The 19,353-nt window shown below is 64.1% G+C and carries 18 protein-coding genes and 1 riboswitch; of the genes, 11 read left to right on the top strand and 7 right to left on the bottom strand.

Annotated features, from left to right (window positions below):
* Position 1: 1 nt before the first annotated feature.
* From GBJ34_RS13030 to GBJ34_RS12980, 11 genes are all read left to right on the top strand, one after another.
* Positions 2 to 1,939 carry a 3-hydroxyacyl-CoA dehydrogenase NAD-binding domain-containing protein gene (locus GBJ34_RS13030; RefSeq protein WP_151719649.1) on the top strand — a complete coding sequence of 646 codons (1,938 nt, stop codon included), beginning with the start codon at positions 2 to 4 and terminating at the stop codon, positions 1,937 to 1,939.
* Between the two features lie 365 nt (positions 1,940 to 2,304).
* Complete coding sequence (locus tag GBJ34_RS13025) at positions 2,305 to 3,129, top strand: PaaX family transcriptional regulator C-terminal domain-containing protein (RefSeq protein ID WP_151719648.1); 825 nt, start codon at positions 2,305 to 2,307, stop codon at positions 3,127 to 3,129.
* A 608-nt stretch (positions 3,130 to 3,737) separates the two neighbouring features.
* Positions 3,738 to 4,943, top strand: a complete 1,206-nt coding sequence (pcaF, locus tag GBJ34_RS13020) for a 3-oxoadipyl-CoA thiolase (protein WP_151719647.1) — start codon at positions 3,738 to 3,740, stop codon at positions 4,941 to 4,943.
* A gap of 16 nt (positions 4,944 to 4,959) precedes the next feature.
* On the top strand, positions 4,960 to 5,946 hold the full coding sequence (paaA, locus tag GBJ34_RS13015; protein ID WP_151719646.1) for a 1,2-phenylacetyl-CoA epoxidase subunit PaaA: 987 nt from the start codon (positions 4,960 to 4,962) through the stop codon (positions 5,944 to 5,946).
* Between the two features lie 63 nt (positions 5,947 to 6,009).
* Complete coding sequence (gene paaB, locus GBJ34_RS13010) at positions 6,010 to 6,294, top strand: 1,2-phenylacetyl-CoA epoxidase subunit PaaB (protein ID WP_151719645.1); 285 nt, start codon at positions 6,010 to 6,012, stop codon at positions 6,292 to 6,294.
* A complete protein-coding gene (paaC, locus tag GBJ34_RS13005) occupies positions 6,294 to 7,082 on the top strand; it encodes a 1,2-phenylacetyl-CoA epoxidase subunit PaaC (RefSeq protein WP_151719644.1) in 789 nt (262 codons plus the stop codon). Before paaB ends, paaC begins: the two co-directional genes overlap by 1 nt.
* A gap of 4 nt (positions 7,083 to 7,086) precedes the next feature.
* Positions 7,087 to 7,608 carry a 1,2-phenylacetyl-CoA epoxidase subunit PaaD gene (gene paaD / locus GBJ34_RS13000; protein ID WP_151719643.1) on the top strand — a complete coding sequence of 174 codons (522 nt, stop codon included), beginning with the start codon at positions 7,087 to 7,089 and terminating at the stop codon, positions 7,606 to 7,608.
* 28 nt (positions 7,609 to 7,636) lie between these two features.
* Positions 7,637 to 8,713: a 1,2-phenylacetyl-CoA epoxidase subunit PaaE gene (gene paaE / locus GBJ34_RS12995; RefSeq protein ID WP_151719642.1), complete on the top strand. Its 1,077-nt coding sequence runs from the start codon at positions 7,637 to 7,639 to the stop codon at positions 8,711 to 8,713.
* Between the two features lie 30 nt (positions 8,714 to 8,743).
* Entirely contained in the window at positions 8,744 to 9,496 is a 753-nt protein-coding gene (locus GBJ34_RS12990; RefSeq protein ID WP_151719641.1) for a Phenylacetic acid catabolic protein, read from the top strand.
* A 59-nt stretch (positions 9,497 to 9,555) separates the two neighbouring features.
* Complete coding sequence (gene paaZ / locus GBJ34_RS12985) at positions 9,556 to 11,625, top strand: phenylacetic acid degradation bifunctional protein PaaZ (protein WP_151719640.1); 2,070 nt, start codon at positions 9,556 to 9,558, stop codon at positions 11,623 to 11,625.
* Positions 11,625 to 12,242: an acyltransferase gene (locus GBJ34_RS12980; protein ID WP_151719639.1), complete on the top strand. Its 618-nt coding sequence runs from the start codon at positions 11,625 to 11,627 to the stop codon at positions 12,240 to 12,242. Before paaZ ends, GBJ34_RS12980 begins: the two co-directional genes overlap by 1 nt.
* A gap of 267 nt (positions 12,243 to 12,509) precedes the next feature.
* Here the strand turns inward: GBJ34_RS12980 and GBJ34_RS12975 are convergent, their stop codons facing one another.
* The 7 genes from GBJ34_RS12975 to GBJ34_RS12945 form a co-directional block, all read right to left on the bottom strand.
* On the bottom strand, positions 12,510 to 13,382 hold the full coding sequence (locus tag GBJ34_RS12975) for a sugar phosphate isomerase/epimerase family protein (RefSeq protein WP_151719638.1): 873 nt from the start codon (positions 13,380 to 13,382) through the stop codon (positions 12,510 to 12,512).
* A gap of 99 nt (positions 13,383 to 13,481) precedes the next feature.
* Positions 13,482 to 14,249, bottom strand: a complete 768-nt coding sequence (locus tag GBJ34_RS12970) for a class I SAM-dependent methyltransferase (protein ID WP_151719637.1) — start codon at positions 14,247 to 14,249, stop codon at positions 13,482 to 13,484.
* Entirely contained in the window at positions 14,246 to 14,665 is a 420-nt protein-coding gene (locus tag GBJ34_RS12965) for a pseudoazurin (protein ID WP_151719636.1), read from the bottom strand. Before GBJ34_RS12965 ends, GBJ34_RS12970 begins: the two co-directional genes overlap by 4 nt.
* Positions 14,662 to 15,435: an ABC transporter ATP-binding protein gene (locus GBJ34_RS12960; RefSeq protein ID WP_151719635.1), complete on the bottom strand. Its 774-nt coding sequence runs from the start codon at positions 15,433 to 15,435 to the stop codon at positions 14,662 to 14,664. The genes GBJ34_RS12965 and GBJ34_RS12960 overlap by 4 nt, the downstream gene beginning before the upstream one ends.
* 10 nt (positions 15,436 to 15,445) lie before the next feature.
* Complete coding sequence (locus GBJ34_RS12955) at positions 15,446 to 16,486, bottom strand: FecCD family ABC transporter permease (RefSeq protein WP_151719634.1); 1,041 nt, start codon at positions 16,484 to 16,486, stop codon at positions 15,446 to 15,448.
* The gene (locus GBJ34_RS12950; protein WP_151719633.1) at positions 16,483 to 17,505 is read right to left on the bottom strand and encodes an ABC transporter substrate-binding protein; all 1,023 of its coding nucleotides are present in this window, start codon (positions 17,503 to 17,505) and stop codon (positions 16,483 to 16,485) included. The genes GBJ34_RS12955 and GBJ34_RS12950 overlap by 4 nt, the downstream gene beginning before the upstream one ends.
* Positions 17,506 to 17,675: 170 nt before the next feature.
* A riboswitch (cobalamin riboswitch) is annotated at positions 17,676 to 17,880 on the bottom strand.
* Between the two features lie 51 nt (positions 17,881 to 17,931).
* Positions 17,932 to 19,263, bottom strand: a complete 1,332-nt coding sequence (locus GBJ34_RS12945; protein ID WP_151719632.1) for a formimidoylglutamate deiminase — start codon at positions 19,261 to 19,263, stop codon at positions 17,932 to 17,934.
* Positions 19,264 to 19,353 lie beyond the last annotated feature (90 nt).

The following is a 19,353-nucleotide window of genomic DNA, read 5'->3' as shown; positions in this document are numbered from 1 at the left end:
CATGTCTGTCGTCACCATCACGCGCATGGGCGCGATCGCCATCGTCACCGTCGACAATCCTCCGGTCAACGCGCTTGGCCTTGCGCTGCGGCAGGGGCTTTGGGAGGCCGTCGATACCCTGGATGCCGATCCCGATATTGCCGCAGCCATCCTGATCTGTGCGGGCCGGACTTTCATCGCCGGGGCCGATGTGACCGAGTTCGGCAAACCGCCGGTTGCGCCGCATCTGCCGGACCTTGTTGCCCATATCGAGGCGGCGGCAAAGCCCTGGATCGCGGCGATCCACGGATCCGCGCTTGGCGGGGGGCTGGAAATTGCGATGGGGTGCCGGTTCCGGGTGGCGCTCGACACGGCGATGCTGGGTCTGCCTGAGGTCACATTGGGCATCATCCCGGGGGCGGGCGGCACGGTGCGGACCCCGCGCCTGGTGGGCGTCGCAGCCGCGGTCGATCTGGTCACATCGGGCCGTCCGGTTCAGGCCGTGAAGGCAAGGGCAATGGGTCTGCTTGATGCGGTGGTGACAGGCGATCTGCGCGCGGGCGCGCTGGATTTTGCCAGCGCGGCCCTGAACCAGCCCTTGCCATTGCCGGTTTCTGCGCGCCCGGCCCCTGTCGCTGATCCCGGCTTCTGGGCCGATCAGGAAGCTGCGATTGCCAAACGGGCAAAAGGCGAAATGGCGCCGCTGCGGGCCCTCGCCGCGATCCGCAAGGCGACCGAGCTGCCATTTGCCGAAGCCATGGCTTTTGAGCGCGAGGGATTTCTTGCCCTGCGCGGCTCGGATCAGGCGGCTGCGTTGCGCGCCGTATTCTTTGCCGAACGTGCGGCACCGCGCCCGGCCCATCTGAAAGATGTCTCGGCATTGCCGTTGCGCCGGGTCGGGGTGATCGGTGGCGGCACGATGGGGGCAGGGATTGCCGCGGCGCTGCGCGATGCCGGCCTGCCGGTCGTTCTGGTCGAACGCGATGCGCTGGCGCTTGAGCGCGGATTGGACAACCTCAAGGCCATTTTCGACGGCGGGGTCAAGCGTGGTAAACTGGCCCCTGAACAGGCCGTCGCGCGGATGAATGGCGTTACAGGCACGACCGATTATGCGGATCTGGCCGATATCGATCTGGTGATCGAGGCGGTGTTCGAGACGATCGAGGTGAAGCGCGCGGTCTTTGCGGATCTGGGCCGGTCATGCCGCCCCGATGCGGTTCTGGCCACCAATACCTCCTATCTCGATCCGCGCCTGATCGCCGAAGGGCTGCCACACCCCGGCCGGTTTATCGGGCTGCACTTCTTCAGCCCTGCCAATGTCATGAAATTGCTGGAGATCGTGCCGACCCCCGATACAGCACCCGAGACCCTGGCCACCGGCTTTGCCTTGGGCCGGGCGCTTGGCAAGGTACCGGTGCAGGCAGGGATTTGCGAGGGGTTCATCGGCAATCGTATCCTGAAACGTTATCGCGCGGCGGCGGAAACACTGGTCCGGCAAGGCGTTGCAATCGCCGATATCGACGCGGCGATGCGCCAGTATGGCTTTGCCATGGGCCCGTTCGAGGCCCAGGATCTGGGGGGGCTGGATATCGCCTTTCTGCAGCGCGAGGGGGCCCGGCTGGCCGGGCAGCAGGTCGCAGAAACCTTGGGCGACATTCTGGTTCGGGCGGGGCGCAAGGGACAGAAGACCGGCGGCGGCTGGTATGACTATACCCCGGGGGAGCGGCGTCCGCAGCCATCAGCCGAAGTTGCGGCGCTGCTGGCGGGGGCGATCTCACCGGGCGCTGAACTGGAACCCGCCGAGATTGCCGCGCGTCTGGTGGCGGAAATGGCGGCTGAAGGCACCGCGATCCTGTCGGAAGGCGTCGCGCGCAGCCCTGCGGACATCGATCTTGTCGAAATCCATGGCTACGGCTTTCCGCGCTGGCGCGGCGGCCCGATGTTTGCATCGCATCGGTAATGTCCGGGCCGGTTTGGGGCGCATAGCGAGATCGCATCGGTCACCGGGCGTTGCGACCGGCCTTCGCCCCACGGGATAATGGCCGCCCGGGATGCGGCTATCTGGCCCCGCAGGGGTCACGATCTGGTGCCGGGCCGCGCCATCCGGGCCGCGCCGGGCCGCCTGTCAGCGGTTGGTTGATCGCGGCGCGGCATCGCCTCATCCTGTGTGCATGGAATATTGCACTGGGATATTCAGCCATTCTAGGGCATCTCGGGGAAAGAGAGGGCTGCGTCAGGGATGGCGCCGCCGGGTGTAAGAGGCCCCGATGTCCACATGTGCAAAGATCATCGATCGCGAGATGCCGGACATCTGGATCATGTCGGATGATTGAGCCGCTTTTGAAGGATCTGCCGCTCAAGGCTGCGTCATTCATCGTCACGATCTATGGCGATCTGGTGGTGCCACGCGGCGAAATTCTTTGGATGGGCAGTCTGATCGAGGTTTGTGGGCGTGTCGGCATTGGCGAAGCCCCCGTCCGCACGGCGGTGTCAAGGCTGGTTCAGGCCGGGCGGCTGGAGGGAGAGCGGGTCGGGCGGCGCAGCTTCTATCGGCTGGCCCCTGCGGCGCGGGCCGAATTTGGTGCTGCGGCGCGGCTGCTCTATGCGCCTGATGCCTTTGAGGATGGCGGGTGGCTGGTGGTCCATGCGCCAGGTCTGACCGATGACATTGCGCGCCAGCACCATCTGGCACGGATGGGCGGCGATGTCTGGATCGCGCCCGATCATGGCCAGGATTTGGGATCGTTGGGCACGGTCCTGCGCGCGGGCGCGGTTGTGGGGGCAGACAGATTGACCGGCTTTTGGGAACTGTCGCGGATCCGGGATGGCTATGCCGGAATGCTGTCGCGGTTTGAGATTCTGGATGGGGCGCTGGCCGCTGGTGCCACTATTCCCGCAGCCGACGCGATGATCGCAAGGCTGCTCCTGGTGCATGTCTATCGTGGGGTCATGCTGCGCGATCCGCGACTGCCTGTTGATGCGCTTCCCGTGGACTGGCCGGGGATTCCTGCCCGCAGGATGTTCCGTGATCTTTACAGGGCGCTGTCACCGGCGGCGGATCTGGCTGTCGGCCAAAGCCTGCAAGGCAGCCATGGCAGACTGGAGGCCATCACGGCCAGCAGCGAGGCCCGTCTGGCCTTCTTTCGCTGACGCCCTGCGGATTACCGACCTGTCACCTTAACGCAGAGAGGGGCGCAGGCGGTATCTTGCGCGGAGGATTGGCCGGAGGTCAGCGGGTTTGGGGCCGATGTTGTGGGGAACGGCGGCCAGCGATGGCGGATGGTGATCGCGGGATTTCGTCACGATTCATGCGATTGACGCCGCAAGACCTGCCACCAGGCCCGGCCTGAAAGCAGATCATGGGCGAAGAGCCAGTGCGGCGCAGGCAGTATATCCTGCAACGCTGGGGCACGACGTCAGGGGAAGGACCGTTCCTTTCGGGGACAGAAGGTCCTTCAATAAGTAATTGTAATTTAATAATTTATGCCGCTTGGCCGAATGCTGTGCCACTTGCGCTTTCGTCTCTCCGCCGGGCGTGGTGCAGCGCCCGATTTCGGCGCGGACACCACACCGATCTAGGCACCACTGGTCCGAAAGGCAGATGTGGCGCGTCGTGATCGCAAAAACATTACAGAAAATCATGAATATTGCTTTGTGGTGTAATGTTATGGTGCTATAGGTTGACCAATCGGTCGGCGAATTGGGAGAATCGTCGGCCTCCAGCATGAACGCCAGACAGGCCAAGGGGGGAGAAGCAGATGCGCGACGCATTCATCTGTGACGCAGTCAGAACGCCGGTCGGACGTTACGGAGGTGCGCTGGCCACGCTTCGCGCCGATGATCTGGCGGCCCTGCCGCTGAAGGCCTTGATGGACCGCAATCCCGCTGCCGATTGGGCGGCCGTGGATGATCTGATCTTTGGCTGCGCAAATCAGGCCGGCGAGGATAATCGCAATGTGGGCCGCATGGCGGTGCTGCTGGCAGGAATGCCGGTGGGCGTGCCGGGCACGACGGTGAACCGCCTCTGTGGTTCGGGCATGGACGCGGTGGGCCTGGCCGCGCGTTCGATCAAGGCGGGCGATTGCGATTTCGTTCTTGCGGGCGGGGTCGAAAGCATGACACGCGCGCCCTTTGTGATGCCCAAGGCCGAAAGCGCCTTTTCGCGGGCAAACGCAGTCTATGACACCACGATTGGCTGGCGTTTCGTCAATCCTGCGCTGAAAAAGTCTTTTGGCACCCATTCGATGCCCGAAACGGCAGACAATGTCGCCGCCGACTGGGGCGTCAGCCGTGCGGATCAAGATGCCTTCGCAGCACTTTCCCAGGCCCGTTGGGCGGCGGCGCAAGCAGCCGGGGTGTTTCGCGACGAAATCGTGCCGGTCATGATCCCGCAGAAGAAGGGAGAGCCGGTCGTCTTTGACACTGATGAGCATCCCCGTCCCGGCACAACAGTTGAGACCCTTGCCCGGCTGAAAGGCGTGAATGGGCCGGATCTTAGCGTCACGGCGGGCAATGCCAGCGGCGTGAATGACGGTGCGGCGGCTTTGGCCATCCTGTCGGCCGAAGCTGCAAAGGCCCATGGTTTTACCCCCAAGGCCCGCATCGTGGCCATGGCCGCTGCCGGGGTCGAACCGCGCGTGATGGGTATCGGCCCGGTGCCCGCGACGCGCAAGGTGCTGGCGCGTGCCGGGCTGACGCTGGATCAGATCGATGTGATCGAACTGAATGAAGCATTTGCTGCGCAGGGACTTGCCGTGCTGCGCGACCTTGGTCTGGCGGATGATGATGCGCGGGTGAACGCCAATGGCGGTGCCATTGCCATCGGTCATCCGCTTGGCATGTCGGGCGCGCGGCTTGTCACCACTGCCACCTATCAACTGCACCGCACCGGCGGCCGCTATGCGCTTTGCACCATGTGCATCGGCGTGGGTCAGGGCATCGCCATCATTCTTGAACGCGTCTGATCGGAAAGGGACTGCCATGTATGCACAGCTTGTAAAGTCCGAAGGGTCGAAATCCCGCGAGGAGATGACGCCGCAGGAACTGGCCTTTCAGGAGCGCATCGACCGCGGCGAGAAGATCGAGCCGAAGGAATGGATGCCGGAAGGCTATCGCAAGACGCTGATCCGCCAGATGGGGCAGCACGCGCATTCCGAAATCGTCGGCCAGCTGCCCGAGGGCAACTGGATCACCCGTGCCCCCACGCTTGAGCGCAAGGCGATCCTGCTGGCCAAGGTTCAGGATGAGGCGGGGCATGGGCTCTATCTCTATTCGGCGGCGGAAACGCTGGGCGTGACCCGGGATGAGCTGATGGAGAAGCTGCATTCGGGGAACATGAAATATTCGTCGATCTTCAACTATCCGACGCTGACCTGGGCCGATATGGGCGCGGTCGGCTGGCTGGTCGATGGCGCGGCAATCATGAACCAGGTGCCGCTGCAGCGCACCAGCTATGGCCCCTATTCCCGCGCGATGATCCGCATCTGCAAGGAAGAGTCGTTCCACCAACGGCAGGGCTATGACATCATGATGAAGATGTGCGCAGGCTCCCCGGAACAGAAGGCGATGGCGCAGGATGCGCTGAACCGCTTCTGGTATCCGGCGCTGATGATGTTCGGCCCCTCCGACAAGGATTCCGTCCATTCGGCGCAGTCGATGGCCTGGAAGATCAAGATGAACACCAATGACGAACTGCGCCAGAAATTCGTCGACCAGACCGTGCCGCAGGCGAAATACCTTGGCCTGACCGTGCCGGACGACAACCTAGTCTGGAACGAGGAAAAGGGCGGGTATGACTTTTCCGAGCCCGACTGGTCGGAATTCTTTGCGGTGATTGCGGGCAATGGCCCCTGCAATGCCGAACGCCTTGGGGCACGGATCAAGGCCTGGGACGATGGGGCCTGGTTCCGTGACGGCCTGATGGCCCATGCCGAAAAGGCGGCCAGCCGCCGCATTGCCGCCGAATAATCTGTCGGGTGGGCGAGTGCCCGCCCATCCAAGCGCATATCCAGCTTCCGGGAGGAGCAAGACATGTCCAGCGAATGGCCCCTTTGGGAAATCTTTATCCGTGGTCAGCACGGGCTGAACCATCGGCATGTGGGCAGCTTGCACGCGCCCGATGCCGAAATGGCGATCCGCAATGCGCGCGACGTCTACACCCGCCGCAATGAGGGCGTGTCCATCTGGGTGGTGCCGTCGAACAGCATCTCTGCCTCCAGCCCGTCGGATAAAGGCCCGCTGTTCGAGCCGGCGAATTCCAAGGTGTATCGCCACCCGACCTTCTTCGACATCCCCGAAGAAATCGGGCATATGTGATGAGCGGGGCATTGGAAGCGGTTGACCGCGCCGTATTCGCCGAATGGCTGCAACGGATTGGCGACAATGTGCTGATCCTTGGCCACCGGGTGTCGGAATGGTGCGGCCATGGCCCGGCATTGGAGGAAGACATTGCCCTGTCGAACCAGGCGCTGGATCTGATTGGCCAGTGCCAGCTTTGGTTGGGTCTTGCCGCCGAGGTGGAGGGAAAGGGACGCACGGCGGACGCACTTGCCTTCTTGCGCGACGCGGGTGCCTTCCGCAATCTGCTGCTGGTAGAGCGCCCGAATGGCGATTTTGGCCAGACGCTGATGCGGCAATTCCTGTTCGACGCCTTTCACATCGAACTGCTGCGGGCGCTGAAGGCATCCTCCGATCCGCGGGTGGCCGAGATTGCCGCCAAGGCGGAAAAGGAAGTGGCCTATCATCTGGAACGTTCTGCCGATCTGGTGGTGCGGCTGGGTGATGGCACGACGGAAAGCCATGCCCGGATGCAGAAGGCGCTTGACCTTCTGTTCCCCTATACAGGCGAGATGTTCGCCGACGATGCGACCGACCGCGCGATGGCCGAGGCCGGGATCGCGGTTCTGCCGTCAAGCCTCAAGGCTGGATGGGACCGCACCATTGCCGATGTCCTGGCCGAAGCCACGCTGACCCATCCGGGTGAGGTTTGGCAACATGGGGTCAAAGGCACGGGCGGCAAGACCGGGGTTCACAGCGAATATCTGGGCTTCATCCTGGCCGAGATGCAATTCCTGCAACGCGCCTATCCCGGCGCAAGCTGGTGATGCGATGGATGCTGCGCGCCCCGAACTGACACAGGTCTGGGACTGGCTTTCGCAGGTGCCGGACCCGGAGATTCCCGTGATCTCGCTGACCGACCTGGGCATTGTCCGCGATGTGGAATGGCAAGCGGACACCCTGGTTGTGACGGTTACGCCCACCTATTCGGGCTGCCCCGCCACCACGGTCATCAATCTCGATATCGCGGCCGCGCTTCATGCGCGGGGGGTCGAGAAGGTGCGGCTGGAGCGGCGTTTGTCACCGCCCTGGACCACCGACTGGTTGACCGCTGAAGGACGCGAGAAGCTGCGCGCCTACGGGATTGCGCCGCCCATCGACGGCACGGCACCCGACGGGAGGCTGGCCGGTCGGATCTCGCGCTTGGCGGGCACATCCAATCTGGTGATCGCCTGTCCGCGCTGCGGATCGACCCATACCGAACGGCTGTCGCAGGCCGGTTCGACCCCCTGCAAGGCCAGCTGGCGCTGCAAGGATTGTCTGGAACCTTTCGACTATTTCAAGTGCATCTGAGGATGCCTTCGACAAGGAACGAACCCGAATGGCACGCTTTCACCCGTTGAAAGTCACCGATGTTCGCCGCGAAACCCGCGATGCTGTCGTTGTGACATTGCGCCCCCGCGACGAGGATGTCGCGCTTTTCGACTTCACCCAGGGACAATATCTGACCTTCCGCCGCGATTTCGATGGCGAGGAATTGCGCCGCAGCTATTCCATCTGCGCAGGCCGCGACGAGGGCTGCCTGAAGGTGGGCATCAAGCGCGTCGATGGCGGGGCATTCTCGACCTGGGTCAATGAAAGCCTTGCCCCCGGTGACGAGCTCGAGGCGATGCCACCGATGGGCAAGTTTTTTGCCCCGCTGGATGAAACGGCGGCGCGCCAATATCTGGGCTTTGCCGGTGGATCGGGTATTACGCCGGTGCTGTCCATCATCAAGACGACCCTGGCGCGTGAGCCGAAAGCGCGCTTCACGCTGGTCTATTCCAACCGTCAGATCAACACGATCATGTTCCGTGAGGAGCTGGAGGATCTGAAGAACCTCTATCTTGGTCGTTTCTCCGTGATCCATGTGCTGGAGCAGGAAGGGCAGGAGATTGACCTGTTCACCGGGCGCATCGACGCGGAAAAGATGAGCGGGCTGTTCACGCATTGGCTGGATGCAAAGGCCATCGACATGGCCTTCATCTGCGGGCCGGAGCCGATGATGCTGGCCATCGCGCAATCCCTGAGGGATCACGGGCTGCGCGATGACCAGATCAAGTTCGAGCTGTTCGCCAGCGGTCAGCAGGGTCGGGCCAAGACCCGGGCCGTTTCGAAATCCGCCACCGTGCCCGGCACAGGGGTGCAGGCCACGGTGACGCTGGACGGTGCCACGCGCAGTTTCGAAATGGCCCGCGGGGGCGAAACCATTCTGGATGCCGCGATCGCGGCGAAACTTGATGCGCCCTATTCCTGCAAGGCGGGCGTCTGTTCAACCTGCCGCTGCAAGGTGCTGGAGGGCGAGGTGGAGATGGCCGTCAACCATGCGTTGGAAGATTACGAGGTGCGCGCAGGCTATGTCCTGTCTTGTCAGGCGATGCCGATCAGCGAGCGGGTTGTTGTCACCTATGACGAGTGACAGGCGATGGCCGGGACAGCGGAGGAAACCATGTCCGAGACAATGAGTATCGAAGACTATCTTGCGCAGGGCGGTGTGCTCAGCGCCCCTGAAAATGTGCCTGCCCGTTATCGGGGCGAATTGCTGCGGCTGATGTCGTCTTTTGTGGACAGCGAGTTGGCGGCCTCGGCCGGATTTGCGGATTCCATCAATTTCGCGCCCGCAATCAAGGAGCGGATCGCCGCAAGCCGGATCACGCTGGAAAAGGCCGACCATGCTGAGCGGGTGCTGGCGGTGATGGCCGGCTTTGGCACCGATGTGCTGCGCTATCAGGCAAGCCATGACTGGTCGGCCCGGCTGGATCGGGATACCGATCTGGGCACAGCCCGGGCCGGAACCGACAACCGTTTGGCGGTGCTGCATTACCCGATCAATGGCTGGATTGATGCTGTGGTGATGAATGTGCTGCAAGGGCTTGCGACCGGCGTGCAGATGACCGAGCTGACACGCGTGTCCTATGCGCCGCTGGCCGAAGTTTTCCGCGAGATCGCCCCGCGTGAGGCGCGCCATGCAGATCTGGGCCTTGAGGGGCTGGAGCGCATCTGTGCCACGTCTGAAGGGCGCGCGGAGGCTGCGCTTTCGGTCGCCTATTGGCGTCCGCGCGTCGCCGCGACCTTTGGTGTCGCAGGGTCGGGCCGCTTCGAGACCCTGCGCAAATTCGGGCTGCGTCATCACCCGAATGAGGCACTTCTGTCCCGCTGGGCCGCCTTGGCTGATGAACGGCTCGTGGCTGTCGGGCTGTGAAATACGGGCTGTGGCGTGCATGGCCGCAGCCTATTGCGAATGAATGTAAGGAAATTCCGATGAACGCGCCGACCCGCCCCCTGCGTCGTCTTGAAAGCTATGTCTGCAGCCAGTGGACCCCGGGAACCAGAGAGGGTCAGTTGCTGCTCGATGCCGCGACCGGCGAAGGCGTGGCACAGATCGATTCCACCGGGCTTGATTTCGCGGATGTGCTGGAACATGGCCGTCGCGTTGCAGGGCCGAAACTTCGTGCCATGTCCTTCCATGACCGGGCAGGGATGTTGAAGGCCCTTGGCCTGGCGCTGATGGCACATAAGGAAGAGTTTTACTCCGAAAGCTTCCGCACCGGGGCGACGCGGCCCGATGGCTGGGTCGATATCGAGGGCGGGATCGGCACGATGCTGGCCTTCGCCTCGAAGGGGCGGCGGGAATTGCCGAATACCCGCACCCTGACCGATGGCGAGGTCGAAGGGTTGTCCAGGGACGGATCATTCGTTGCCCAGCATATCCTGACACCGCTGCAAGGCGTGGCCATCCATATCAACGCCTTCAATTTCCCGGTCTGGGGGATGCTGGAAAAGATCGCGCCGACCCTGCTTGCCGGCGTGCCCTGCATCGTCAAACCGGCCAGCCAGACCGCTTACCTGACAGAACTGGTCGTGCGGCGCATTGTCGATACCGGCATTCTGCCCGAAGGCGCATTGCAATTGATCTGTGGTTCGGTGGGGGATCTGCTGGATCACGTCACGGAACAGGACGCAGTGACCTTTACCGGCTCGGCCTGGACCGGGCGCAAGTTGAAGACGCACCCTGCCATCGTCGCCCATTCGGTGCGTTTCACCATGGAGGCTGACAGTTTGAACGCCTCGATCCTCGGTCCCGATGCGCAGCCGGGCACGCCCGAATTCGATCTGTTCGTGAAAGAGGTTGCGCGCGAGATGACGTCGAAGGCGGGGCAGAAATGCACGGCGATCCGTCGGGTCATCGCGCCGCGTACCAGTATTGCGGCGCTGCGCGATGCGCTGGCAGACCGGCTGGGCAAAACCACGCTGGGTCTGCCGGACGCCGCAGAGACGCGGATGGGCCCGCTTGCCAGCCTCGATCAGCGGGTAGAGGTGCGCGAGCGCATCCGCGAATTGCAGGCGGTGGCCGAAATCGTCGCGGGAAATCCCGATCAGGTGTCAGTGGCCTCGGGCGATGCCGCCAAAGGGGCCTATATGAACCCGATCCTGCTTTATGCCGATCGGCCCTTTGCCGCCGCGCAGGTGCATGATGTCGAGGCCTTTGGCCCGGTGTCGACCCTTTTGCCCTATGACGATCTTGGCGAGGCGGTGGCACTTGCGGCGCTTGGAAAGGGGTCGCTTGTGGCCTCGGTTTTCACGGATGACAGGGCGGTCGCCGAAGAGGTTGTGCTTGGCGCGGCCCCCTTCCACGGCCGGGTGATGATTGGCAACCGGCTTTCGGCGAAATCGTCCACCGGGCATGGCTCGCCCCTTGCGCCGCTGGTCCATGGCGGGCCGGGCCGGGCGGGGGGCGGCGAAGAGATGGGCGGGATGCGCGGGGTCAAGCATTACATGCAGCGCACCGCCGTTCAGGGTGCTCCGCGTATGCTGTCCGCGGTCACCGGCCGCTGGATCGAGGGCGCGGATGCCCAGACCGGCATTCACCCGTTCCGCAAGTCTCTGGCCGAATTGAAGATCGGCGACCAGTTGATCAGCGCATCGCGGGTGGTGACCCAGGAAGATGTCGAACATTTCGCCCATTTCACCGGGGACACCTTCTATGCCCATATGGATACGGATGCGGCCAGGGCCAATCCGTTCTTCGACGATCGGGTGGCGCATGGCTATCTGATCGCCTCGTTTGCCGCCGGTCTTTTCGTGGACCCTGATCCGGGTCCGGTTCTGGCGAATTATGGTGTCGACAACCTGCGGTTCCTGACCCCGGTCTATTTCGGCGACAGCCTGCAGGTCAGGCTGACCTGCAAGGAGATCAATCCCCGCGCCAATGCCGAACATGGCGAGGTGCGATGGGATGCGCGAGTGACCAAACAGGATGGCGCGGTGGTCGCGCAATATGATGTGCTGACCATGGTTGCCAAGGTCTGGCCGCCTGTGGCGGTCGGGTGATGGCGCGGGTTTACGCCTATGACGGGGTGGTTCCTGTCATTGACCCCGGCGCCTATGTCCACCCTGATGCGGTGGTCATCGGCGATGTGATCATTGCGGCGGGGGTCTATATCGGCCCCTGTGCAGTGCTGCGCGGTGATTTCGGGCGGATCGTCTTGCATCACGGCTGCAATGTGCAGGAAACCTGCGTGATCCATTCCTTTCCCGGCAAGGATGTGGTGATCGAAGAGGCGGGCCATATCGGTCACGGCGCGGTGCTGCATGGCTGCCATATCGGGCGCAATGCCATGGTGGGCATGAACGCGGTGGTGATGGATGAGGCATCGATTGGCGAGAACAGCATCATCGCCGCCATGGCCTTCGTGAAGGCCGGGATGCAGGTGCCGCCAAATGTGCTTGCGGTGGGCGCGCCTGCCAAGGTGACGCGGGACCTTTCCGCAGAGGAAATCGAATGGAAGCGGCAGGGCACCGGCGTCTATCAGCGTCTGGCCATCGAGGGGGGCGCGAAGATCACGCCTGCCATGCCCTTGGCAGAGATCGAAGCCGGGCGGCGCCGGACCGAGGCCCCGGCCTATGATCCGTTGCTATTGGCAAAGATGAAAATGACCGGCGTCTAACGGAAAAATTCGTCCTGCACTGCTGCACCCCTTTCGGGGATGGCGGGCTGTGGCGCAGAAGCCTGACGGTCAGTGCCACCCCCACGGGGAAATCGGTGCTTGGGTCTATCGCCCTTCCGGGGTCCGCAAGGATCAGGCATTGATTGCCCCCGTGTTCTGGATCGACGATCTGGCGATCCGGTCGGCGGCCGTCAGGCGCAGGCCTGTATTTGGGCGTAGTTCTGCGGTCTTTCCGGCGCTTGGTGGGCGCAATGCCATGCGGTGGCCTCAGCCCCTTGGCAAGGCCGGCTGGCCATCAAGGATCCGGCGCAGATTGGTGACGCTGCGGGCAAGGGCTGCAAATTCATCGCCCTGGCCGGGGGCAAGATAGTCGATTTCAATGGCCAGAACGCCGCCGTAATTCACGCCGCGCAGCACCGAGACGACCTCGGCCATGTCGATCAGCCCTTCGCCAGTGGCCACGCTGGGCCAGAAGGCGATGGTGCCGGGATCGCCCCCAAGCGCGATGATGTCCTTGATATGGGTGGCCTTCGTGTGGGGGGCGAGCTTGCGCAGAACCTCGCGCGGGTTCTCATACATGCGCAGATTGTTGGCGGTATCCAGACAGATGCCGAAATAGGGGCTGCCAATGCTTTCGACCAGATCCAGCAATTCATCGGCAAACAGGTCGATATGGTTTTCCACCGCCAGCACTACGCCCGCACGCTGTGCCTCGCGTGTTAGGTCCGACAACAGCGGCAGCAGCGCCTCGCGCATCTGGGGCCAGCTTGCCATCCGTGTGCCGCGCCCGCCCGCACAGATCCGCATCACCCCCGCGCCAAGGCTTTGCGCGGCTCGCAGGCTGCGACGGGCATCCTCCATCGCGGCGGGTTCCTGCCCGGAACGGAAACCGCGCGGATGGCCCCAGGCCCAGACCCGCTCCAGCCCCTGCGCGTCCAGCTTGCGGCGCAGATCGTCAATCAGCGCCGTGTCGCCCGCATCGAGAAAGGCGGATTCCAGCGACACTGCCCCCACGCCCAGCGACACGACATGATCCAGAAAATCCCAGACCGTCAGGCGCTTGCCCGGATCGGCTTCGATCCCGGGATAGGTCTCGCCGAAAAAGCGGTGGAAGCTGTAGGAATCGATGCCGATCTGCATGGGGCCGCCTTTGACTGTTAGAAAATGCATCGGCATGGCGCCGCAGGTCCTGCCTAGCGCAGATCGCCGACTGTCGGAATGCCCGAATACAGTGCCTGTTCAGCCGGGTTTGCAGGCTGTCAGGATGAAGCGATTGTAAACCCGTGTGCGCAGGCGGTTGCGCAGCCCGGTCACCCGCCGTTGCGCGCGGGCAATCGGGTCATGGCTGTGCTGGGTGATGGCGGTGAAACCTGCCGCTGCCAGCATCGGGGCCAGCCCGTCAAAGTGCAGCCCGTCCCCAAAGGGCAGCTCGGCCATGATCGCGGCATGGCGCGCACCCATCGCACCGTCATAATGCGGGTCGGGGGCGATCCTGTCCCACAGTGCCAGCAGCTTGGCCGCCCAGACCCCTCCGGGGGCAGGCTTCGCCCAGTCCCCATCATAGATCAGCAGCCGCCCGCCGGGCCGCAAGACGCGGAACCAGTCGGCAAAGGCTGCCTCGGGCCGCGTCAGCGTCCAGACCAGATGGCGGCACAGGATCGCGTCATGGCTGGAATCTGGCTCCATCGTGGCCTGCGCATCGGCAAGCAGGAAGCGCAGCCGCGCCTTGCCCGCGTGTTTGGCGCGTGCCACCGCCAGCATGGCCTCCGAGAAATCCAGCGCCGTCACCTCATGCCCCAGATCATGCACCAGCCGCGTCACCTCGCCGGTGCCGCAGGCCAGTTCCAGCACGCGGGAAGGGGCGGGGGGCAGATGCGCGCGCATCGGCGCGGCCCAGGCCTCGGCCTCTGCCCCCGGGGCGATGCGATGGCCAAAGGCCAGATCGAAGGTTTCAGACCGACGCGACCAGTAATCCCGGATGTCTTCGCTGAGGTCGTGGTTCTTCATGGCGCGATGCCGTGCAGAATGGTTTCGAAACGCGCGCGCGCCTTTTTCGGCAGGGCTTCGGGCAGCGGCGTCTCTGCGACCTCGCCGACATGGATCAGCATGACCATGCCCATTGCCACATGGGGCGAACATTTGATGCCATAGGCACCCGGGACCTCGAAGGTGGTGGTGAAATCCTCGTTGATCTTCGATTTGAACGGGGTGGCACCTTCAGGGATCATCCCGTCGATGGTTGCCGCATTGTGGCTGGGTTGGGTCGGGATGAAGCGCACGGAATCGCCCGGTGCGATCTGAAGGAATGATGGCTCATAGATCATCGGGCCATTCGCGGATCGGTTGAACATCTGCACCTCATGCACTTCGGCAAGCGCGGGGGTGGCGATCAGCAAGGCAAGGGCTGCAAGGATGGATTTCATAATGGATCCTCAAGACAGTGAAAGCGGAATTGGGTGGCCCCGTCGGTGGGGTCATGCAGGGCACGCCCGCCGACACGGAAGATGCGGCCAAGGCGGGTTTGGGTCAGCACTTCGGCGGGCGGGCCGATGGCGGCCAGCCGTCCGCCCTCCATTACCGCCAGCCGGTCGCAGCCCATGGCTTGATTGAGATCATGCAACGCGATCACTACGGTCACCGGCAGGTCCGAGATCAGCCGCAGCAACGCAAGCTGGTGATGGATATCCAGATGGTTGGTTGGTTCATCCAGCAGCATGACCTGTGGGCGCTGGGCCAAAGCGCGGGCGATATGGACGCGCTGGCGTTCACCACCCGACAGGGTGGACCAGCTGCGATCGGCCATCTGCGCCATGCCGACATGGGCCAAAGCCTTGGCGCAGATCGCGGCATCTGCCGCGCCGAACGGGGCCAGCGGCGATAGCCATGGCGTGCGGCCAAGCGCCACCGCGTCGCGCACGCGCAGGGCCTCGGCCGTGTCGGCCTGTTGTTCGACAAAGGCGATGCGCCGGGCGATGTCGCGCCGCTTCATCCGGCGCAAATCCTCACCCTCTAGGGTGACATGGCCTTGCGGGCGCGGTGCGATCCCGGCCAGCAGTCGCAGCAGCGTTGATTTGCCCGACCCGTTGGGGCCGATCAGGCCCAGCGTCTCGCCGCTTTTGACCTCTAGCGTGATGCCCTCAACGATGGGGCGGCCCCCGCTGGCCCAGCCAAGGTTATACGTCGCGATCCTCATGCCCGGATCCTCATGTTCGACCCCGCCCACGGATCAGGATCAGCGCAAAGCCCGGCGCGCCGACAAGGGCGGTGACCACCCCGATGGGCACGACCTGTCCGGGGATCAACATGCGCGAGGCCACATCGGCGGCGATCAGGAAGACCGCCCCCGCCAGGGCCGCCGCAGGCAACAGCCGCCCATGGCGCGGCCCGACCAGAAGGCGCGCCGCATGGGGGATGACCAGGCCGACAAAGCCGATGGATCCGACAAGGCTGACCATCGTTGCAGTCATCAGGGTGACCGCGCCGATCAGCACGATCTGCACCCGGCGCACGGCAATCCCAAGTGAAGATGCCGCATCCGCCCCGAAGGTAAAGGCATCCAGTGCCCGCATATGCCAAAGGCAGACGCAAAGCCCGATGATCGCCACCGGCACGGCAAGCGTCACATCCGGCCAACGCACGCCCGACAGGTTGCCCAACAGCCAGAAGATGATGCCGCGCGCCTGTTCGGCATTGGCGGATTTCGCGATGAAGAATGAGGTCAGGGCATTGAACAGCTGCGATCCGGCAATGCCTGCCAGCACCATCTGCGCAGGCCCGCCACCGGCGGCGCGCGCCAGCGCCGCGACCAGCCCGAAGGCAAGTGCGGCACCAAGGAAGGCCCCGCCAGAGATGCCGATAGCCCCCGCACCGATGCCGAGAATGGTGACCGCGACCGCGCCGGTCGATGCCCCGGCAGAAACGCCCAGCAGATAGGGGTCGGCCAGCGCATTGCGCACCAGCGCCTGCAAGACAACGCCCGCCAGCGCCAACCCTGCGCCACAGGCAGCGGCGACCAGCGTGCGGGGCACCCGATACGACCAGATGATGCCCTGATCTATGGCGTCAACGGGCAGGCCTGCGCCCCAAAGATTATTGGCCAGCGCCGCATGAACGGTGGCCCAGGGCAAGGGGGTCTCGCCCAAGATCACACCCGCCAGCACGGCGAGCAAAAGCACGGCCCCCCCCGCCATGCCGCGCAGCGCGACATGCAGGGCAAGCCCGGCAGGGGGGACTGTCTGGCTCATTTCAGGCCGAAGGCGGGCAGGGCGGCTGCCAGTTCCTCAAGCGCCGCGATATTGCGGATCGACGGGTCCATGGCATGTGCGTCTATGATGACGACACGGCCCTGTTTTACCGCCTCCATCTGGCTGGCGACCGGATCGGATTTCAGAAATTCCAGCTTTTTCTTGTAATCGTCGGCCTCAAAGCGGCGGCGATCCATCCGGGCGATCACGATCACATCCGGGTTGGCGCGGGCGATGGTCTCCCACGACACCACGGGCCATTCCTCGGGGCTGTCGATCACGTTCTTCAGGCCAAGTGACGCCATCATCCAGGCCGGTGCGCCGCCATTGCCCGCGACATAGGGGTCGATATCCATCTCGGCCGAGGAGAACCAGAAGACCGCCGAGGCTTCTTTCAGGTCCAGCGCCTTGGCCGCCTCGACCGCAGCCGCCTCGCGCGCCTTCAGATCGGTCAGAACAGCCTCGCCCTTGGCCCGGATATCGAAGATCGTCGCCAGCTCCTCGATGCCCTGATAGATGCCCGCCATCGTATAGGGCTCCAGCCGGGTGCCGTCGGAGCCTGCGGTATTGTCCTTGCCGACGCAATCGGCGGGCAGGGTATAGGTCGGAATGCCCAGATCGGCGAATTGTTCGCGCGTGGCGACAATGCCCTGCGCGCCGATATGCCATTCATATTGCACGGTGACGATGCCGGGGCGCTTGGCCACAACACTTTCAAAGGACGGGTCGTTGTCGGCCAGTCGCTCTATCCCTGCGTTCAGTTCCTTGAACTCCGGCAGCACTTCGGTGAACCAGACCGAGGTGCCCGCGACCTTGTCGCCAAGCCCCAGCGTATACAGGATCTCGGTCGTGGCCTGGCCCACCGTCACGGCGCTGTCGGGGGCCTTGTCAAATGTCAGTTCGACCCCGCAGTTTTGCAGCACCAGCGGATAGCTGGTCTGCGCAAGGGCAGGGGCACCAAGGCCAAGCGCGGCAAGGGATGTTGCCGCCGCAAGGCGGATGATGGGGAAATGTTGCATCCGGGATCTCCGATGGGAACTGGGCCGGAGGCATGGGAAAAGCGTGAAAGTCCCACGGCCAGCGCGGGCTTGCCCCTGCACGTCATGCGCAGGCGGGCCAACAGGGGATGCCGCAAGGCATCTCTGGGTCTGGTTCATGTCTCGCCTCCCCGGACGCCCCGCCCGGGTCAAGTTGGTTGCACATGTCGGCAGGTCTCCTGACTGACGGGTCAACGGATCTGCGCGGCCTTCCCATGGGTGACCCCACAGTGGCATTCTCGCGCGGATCCTCGCCGCCTACAGTTGCGGGGGCAGTTCCGTTTCACCCTTGCCTTGCAGCAAGGGCCACGGATTCCCTTTCAATTCCTCTCGGAAACCGACGGGCATAGGCTTAGGGGCAAAAGCCGGGCCGCGCAATGGCAAAGCCCGGACGGTCTGTCGCCGGGCTCAGATCAGTTTGCGCAGGACCTTTGCCGCCGCGTGCCGGATCAGGTCGCGCTGGTGGTGCTGGCCGTCCTGCACGACATGCGCCCCGGCGGCCCAGACATCGGCCACGGCGATGCCGTGACCGAAGATCCAGCGGTCAAGCAGGCTTTCGGCATGGGACAGTTCCATCGGGTCCTCCAGCGCCACCAGATCGGCGGGGGCGCCGGGTGCCAGCTCGGGGGAGGGCGCCCCCAATGCCTGTGCCCCTCCACGCAGCGCCGCGTTGAACAGCGCAAGCCCTGTGGACCCAGCATCAGTGCAAATATTGCGGCCGAGATGGGCAAGACGCTGTGAGTATTCCAGCATCCGCAGTTCTTCGGCGACCGAGATCGCCACATTGCTGTCGGTGCCGATGCCAAACACCCCGCCCTGTGCCAGAAACTCTGGCGCGGCAAAGATGCCATCGCCCAGATTGGCCTCGGTCACCGGACACAAGCCTGCCACGGCCCCGCTTTGTGCGATGCCGGTGACCTCGGTGCCGGTCAGATGGGTGGCGTGGATCAGGCACCAGTCGGGGCCGACCGGGGCTTGATCCAGCAGGAATTCCACCGGGCGCGCACCGGAATGGGCCAGGCTGTCCTCCACCTCCTTCACCTGTTCGGCGATATGGATGTGGAAGGGGCGGCCCGGCCATCGGGCGGCCAGATGTCGGATTTCGTTGGGCGTGGCGGCGCGCAGGGAATGCGGGGCCAGACCAAGGCGGTCCTGCTTGCGGGTCAGATGCACCTGGCACCGCTCCATCAGCCGGTCGAAAGCGTCCAGATCGTGCAGGAACCGCCGCTGACCGTCATTCGCGGCGGCCCCGCCGAAGCCGCCATGGGCATAGAAGACCGGCAGATGGGTCAGCGCGATCCCGGTTTCCTCGGCGGCGGCGATGATGCGGCCCGACATTTCCGCCGGGTCGGCATAGGGGTGCCCATCCGGGGCGTGGTGCAGATAGTGGAACTCGCCCAGCCGGGTATAACCCGCCTCCAGCATCTCGACGGCGGCCATGGCGGCGATGGCCTGCATCCCCTCGGGGTCCAATTGCAGGGCAAAGCGATACATCATCTCGCGCCATGTCCAGAAGCTGTCCTGCCCCGGGCCGCGCGTTTCGGTCAGGCCGGAAAAGCCGCGCTGAAAGGCGTGGCTATGCAGGTTCGGCATTCCGGGGATCAGCGCCTGAACCCGTGTATCCTCCGGGCGCGCCGGCTGACCGGGGGTGACGGCGGCGATCACCCCGCCCTTCAGGTCAAGCGCGACATTCTGGTGCCAGCCATCGGGCAGCAGCGCCGCCTCTGCATGAATCCGCATCTTCCAACCTCCGCCATGAGCCTGCGCGGGCCGAGTCTGCACCGACCGGGCCTGCATGGATTTTGCGTCAGAAATTCTATTATGTATATA

Origin of the sequence: Gemmobacter serpentinus, assembly GCF_008973825.1 — a bacterium.
GTDB classification, from domain to species: domain Bacteria; phylum Pseudomonadota; class Alphaproteobacteria; order Rhodobacterales; family Rhodobacteraceae; genus Gemmobacter; species Gemmobacter serpentinus.
This window is presented reverse-complemented; position numbering and strand designations above follow the sequence as displayed.

What these genes read in the sequence shown, in the direction of transcription:
- GBJ34_RS13030 (WP_151719649.1), top strand. Translation starts at nt 2, where the DNA reads ATGTCTGTCGTCACCATCACGCGCATGGGCGCGATCGCCATCGTCACC.
- GBJ34_RS13025 (WP_151719648.1), top strand. Translation starts at nt 2,305, where the DNA reads ATGATTGAGCCGCTTTTGAAGGATCTGCCGCTCAAGGCTGCGTCATTC.
- pcaF (WP_151719647.1), top strand. Translation starts at nt 3,738, where the DNA reads ATGCGCGACGCATTCATCTGTGACGCAGTCAGAACGCCGGTCGGACGT.
- paaA (WP_151719646.1), top strand. Translation starts at nt 4,960, where the DNA reads ATGTATGCACAGCTTGTAAAGTCCGAAGGGTCGAAATCCCGCGAGGAG.
- paaB (WP_151719645.1), top strand. Translation starts at nt 6,010, where the DNA reads ATGTCCAGCGAATGGCCCCTTTGGGAAATCTTTATCCGTGGTCAGCAC.
- paaC (WP_151719644.1), top strand. Translation starts at nt 6,294, where the DNA reads ATGAGCGGGGCATTGGAAGCGGTTGACCGCGCCGTATTCGCCGAATGG.
- paaD (WP_151719643.1), top strand. Translation starts at nt 7,087, where the DNA reads ATGGATGCTGCGCGCCCCGAACTGACACAGGTCTGGGACTGGCTTTCG.
- paaE (WP_151719642.1), top strand. Translation starts at nt 7,637, where the DNA reads ATGGCACGCTTTCACCCGTTGAAAGTCACCGATGTTCGCCGCGAAACC.
- GBJ34_RS12990 (WP_151719641.1), top strand. Translation starts at nt 8,744, where the DNA reads ATGTCCGAGACAATGAGTATCGAAGACTATCTTGCGCAGGGCGGTGTG.
- paaZ (WP_151719640.1), top strand. Translation starts at nt 9,556, where the DNA reads ATGAACGCGCCGACCCGCCCCCTGCGTCGTCTTGAAAGCTATGTCTGC.
- GBJ34_RS12980 (WP_151719639.1), top strand. Translation starts at nt 11,625, where the DNA reads ATGGCGCGGGTTTACGCCTATGACGGGGTGGTTCCTGTCATTGACCCC.
- GBJ34_RS12975 (WP_151719638.1), bottom strand. Translation starts at nt 13,382, where the DNA reads ATGCAGATCGGCATCGATTCCTACAGCTTCCACCGCTTTTTCGGCGAG.
- GBJ34_RS12970 (WP_151719637.1), bottom strand. Translation starts at nt 14,249, where the DNA reads ATGAAGAACCACGACCTCAGCGAAGACATCCGGGATTACTGGTCGCGT.
- GBJ34_RS12965 (WP_151719636.1), bottom strand. Translation starts at nt 14,665, where the DNA reads ATGAAATCCATCCTTGCAGCCCTTGCCTTGCTGATCGCCACCCCCGCG.
- GBJ34_RS12960 (WP_151719635.1), bottom strand. Translation starts at nt 15,435, where the DNA reads ATGAGGATCGCGACGTATAACCTTGGCTGGGCCAGCGGGGGCCGCCCC.
- GBJ34_RS12955 (WP_151719634.1), bottom strand. Translation starts at nt 16,486, where the DNA reads ATGAGCCAGACAGTCCCCCCTGCCGGGCTTGCCCTGCATGTCGCGCTG.
- GBJ34_RS12950 (WP_151719633.1), bottom strand. Translation starts at nt 17,505, where the DNA reads ATGCAACATTTCCCCATCATCCGCCTTGCGGCGGCAACATCCCTTGCC.
- GBJ34_RS12945 (WP_151719632.1), bottom strand. Translation starts at nt 19,263, where the DNA reads ATGCGGATTCATGCAGAGGCGGCGCTGCTGCCCGATGGCTGGCACCAG.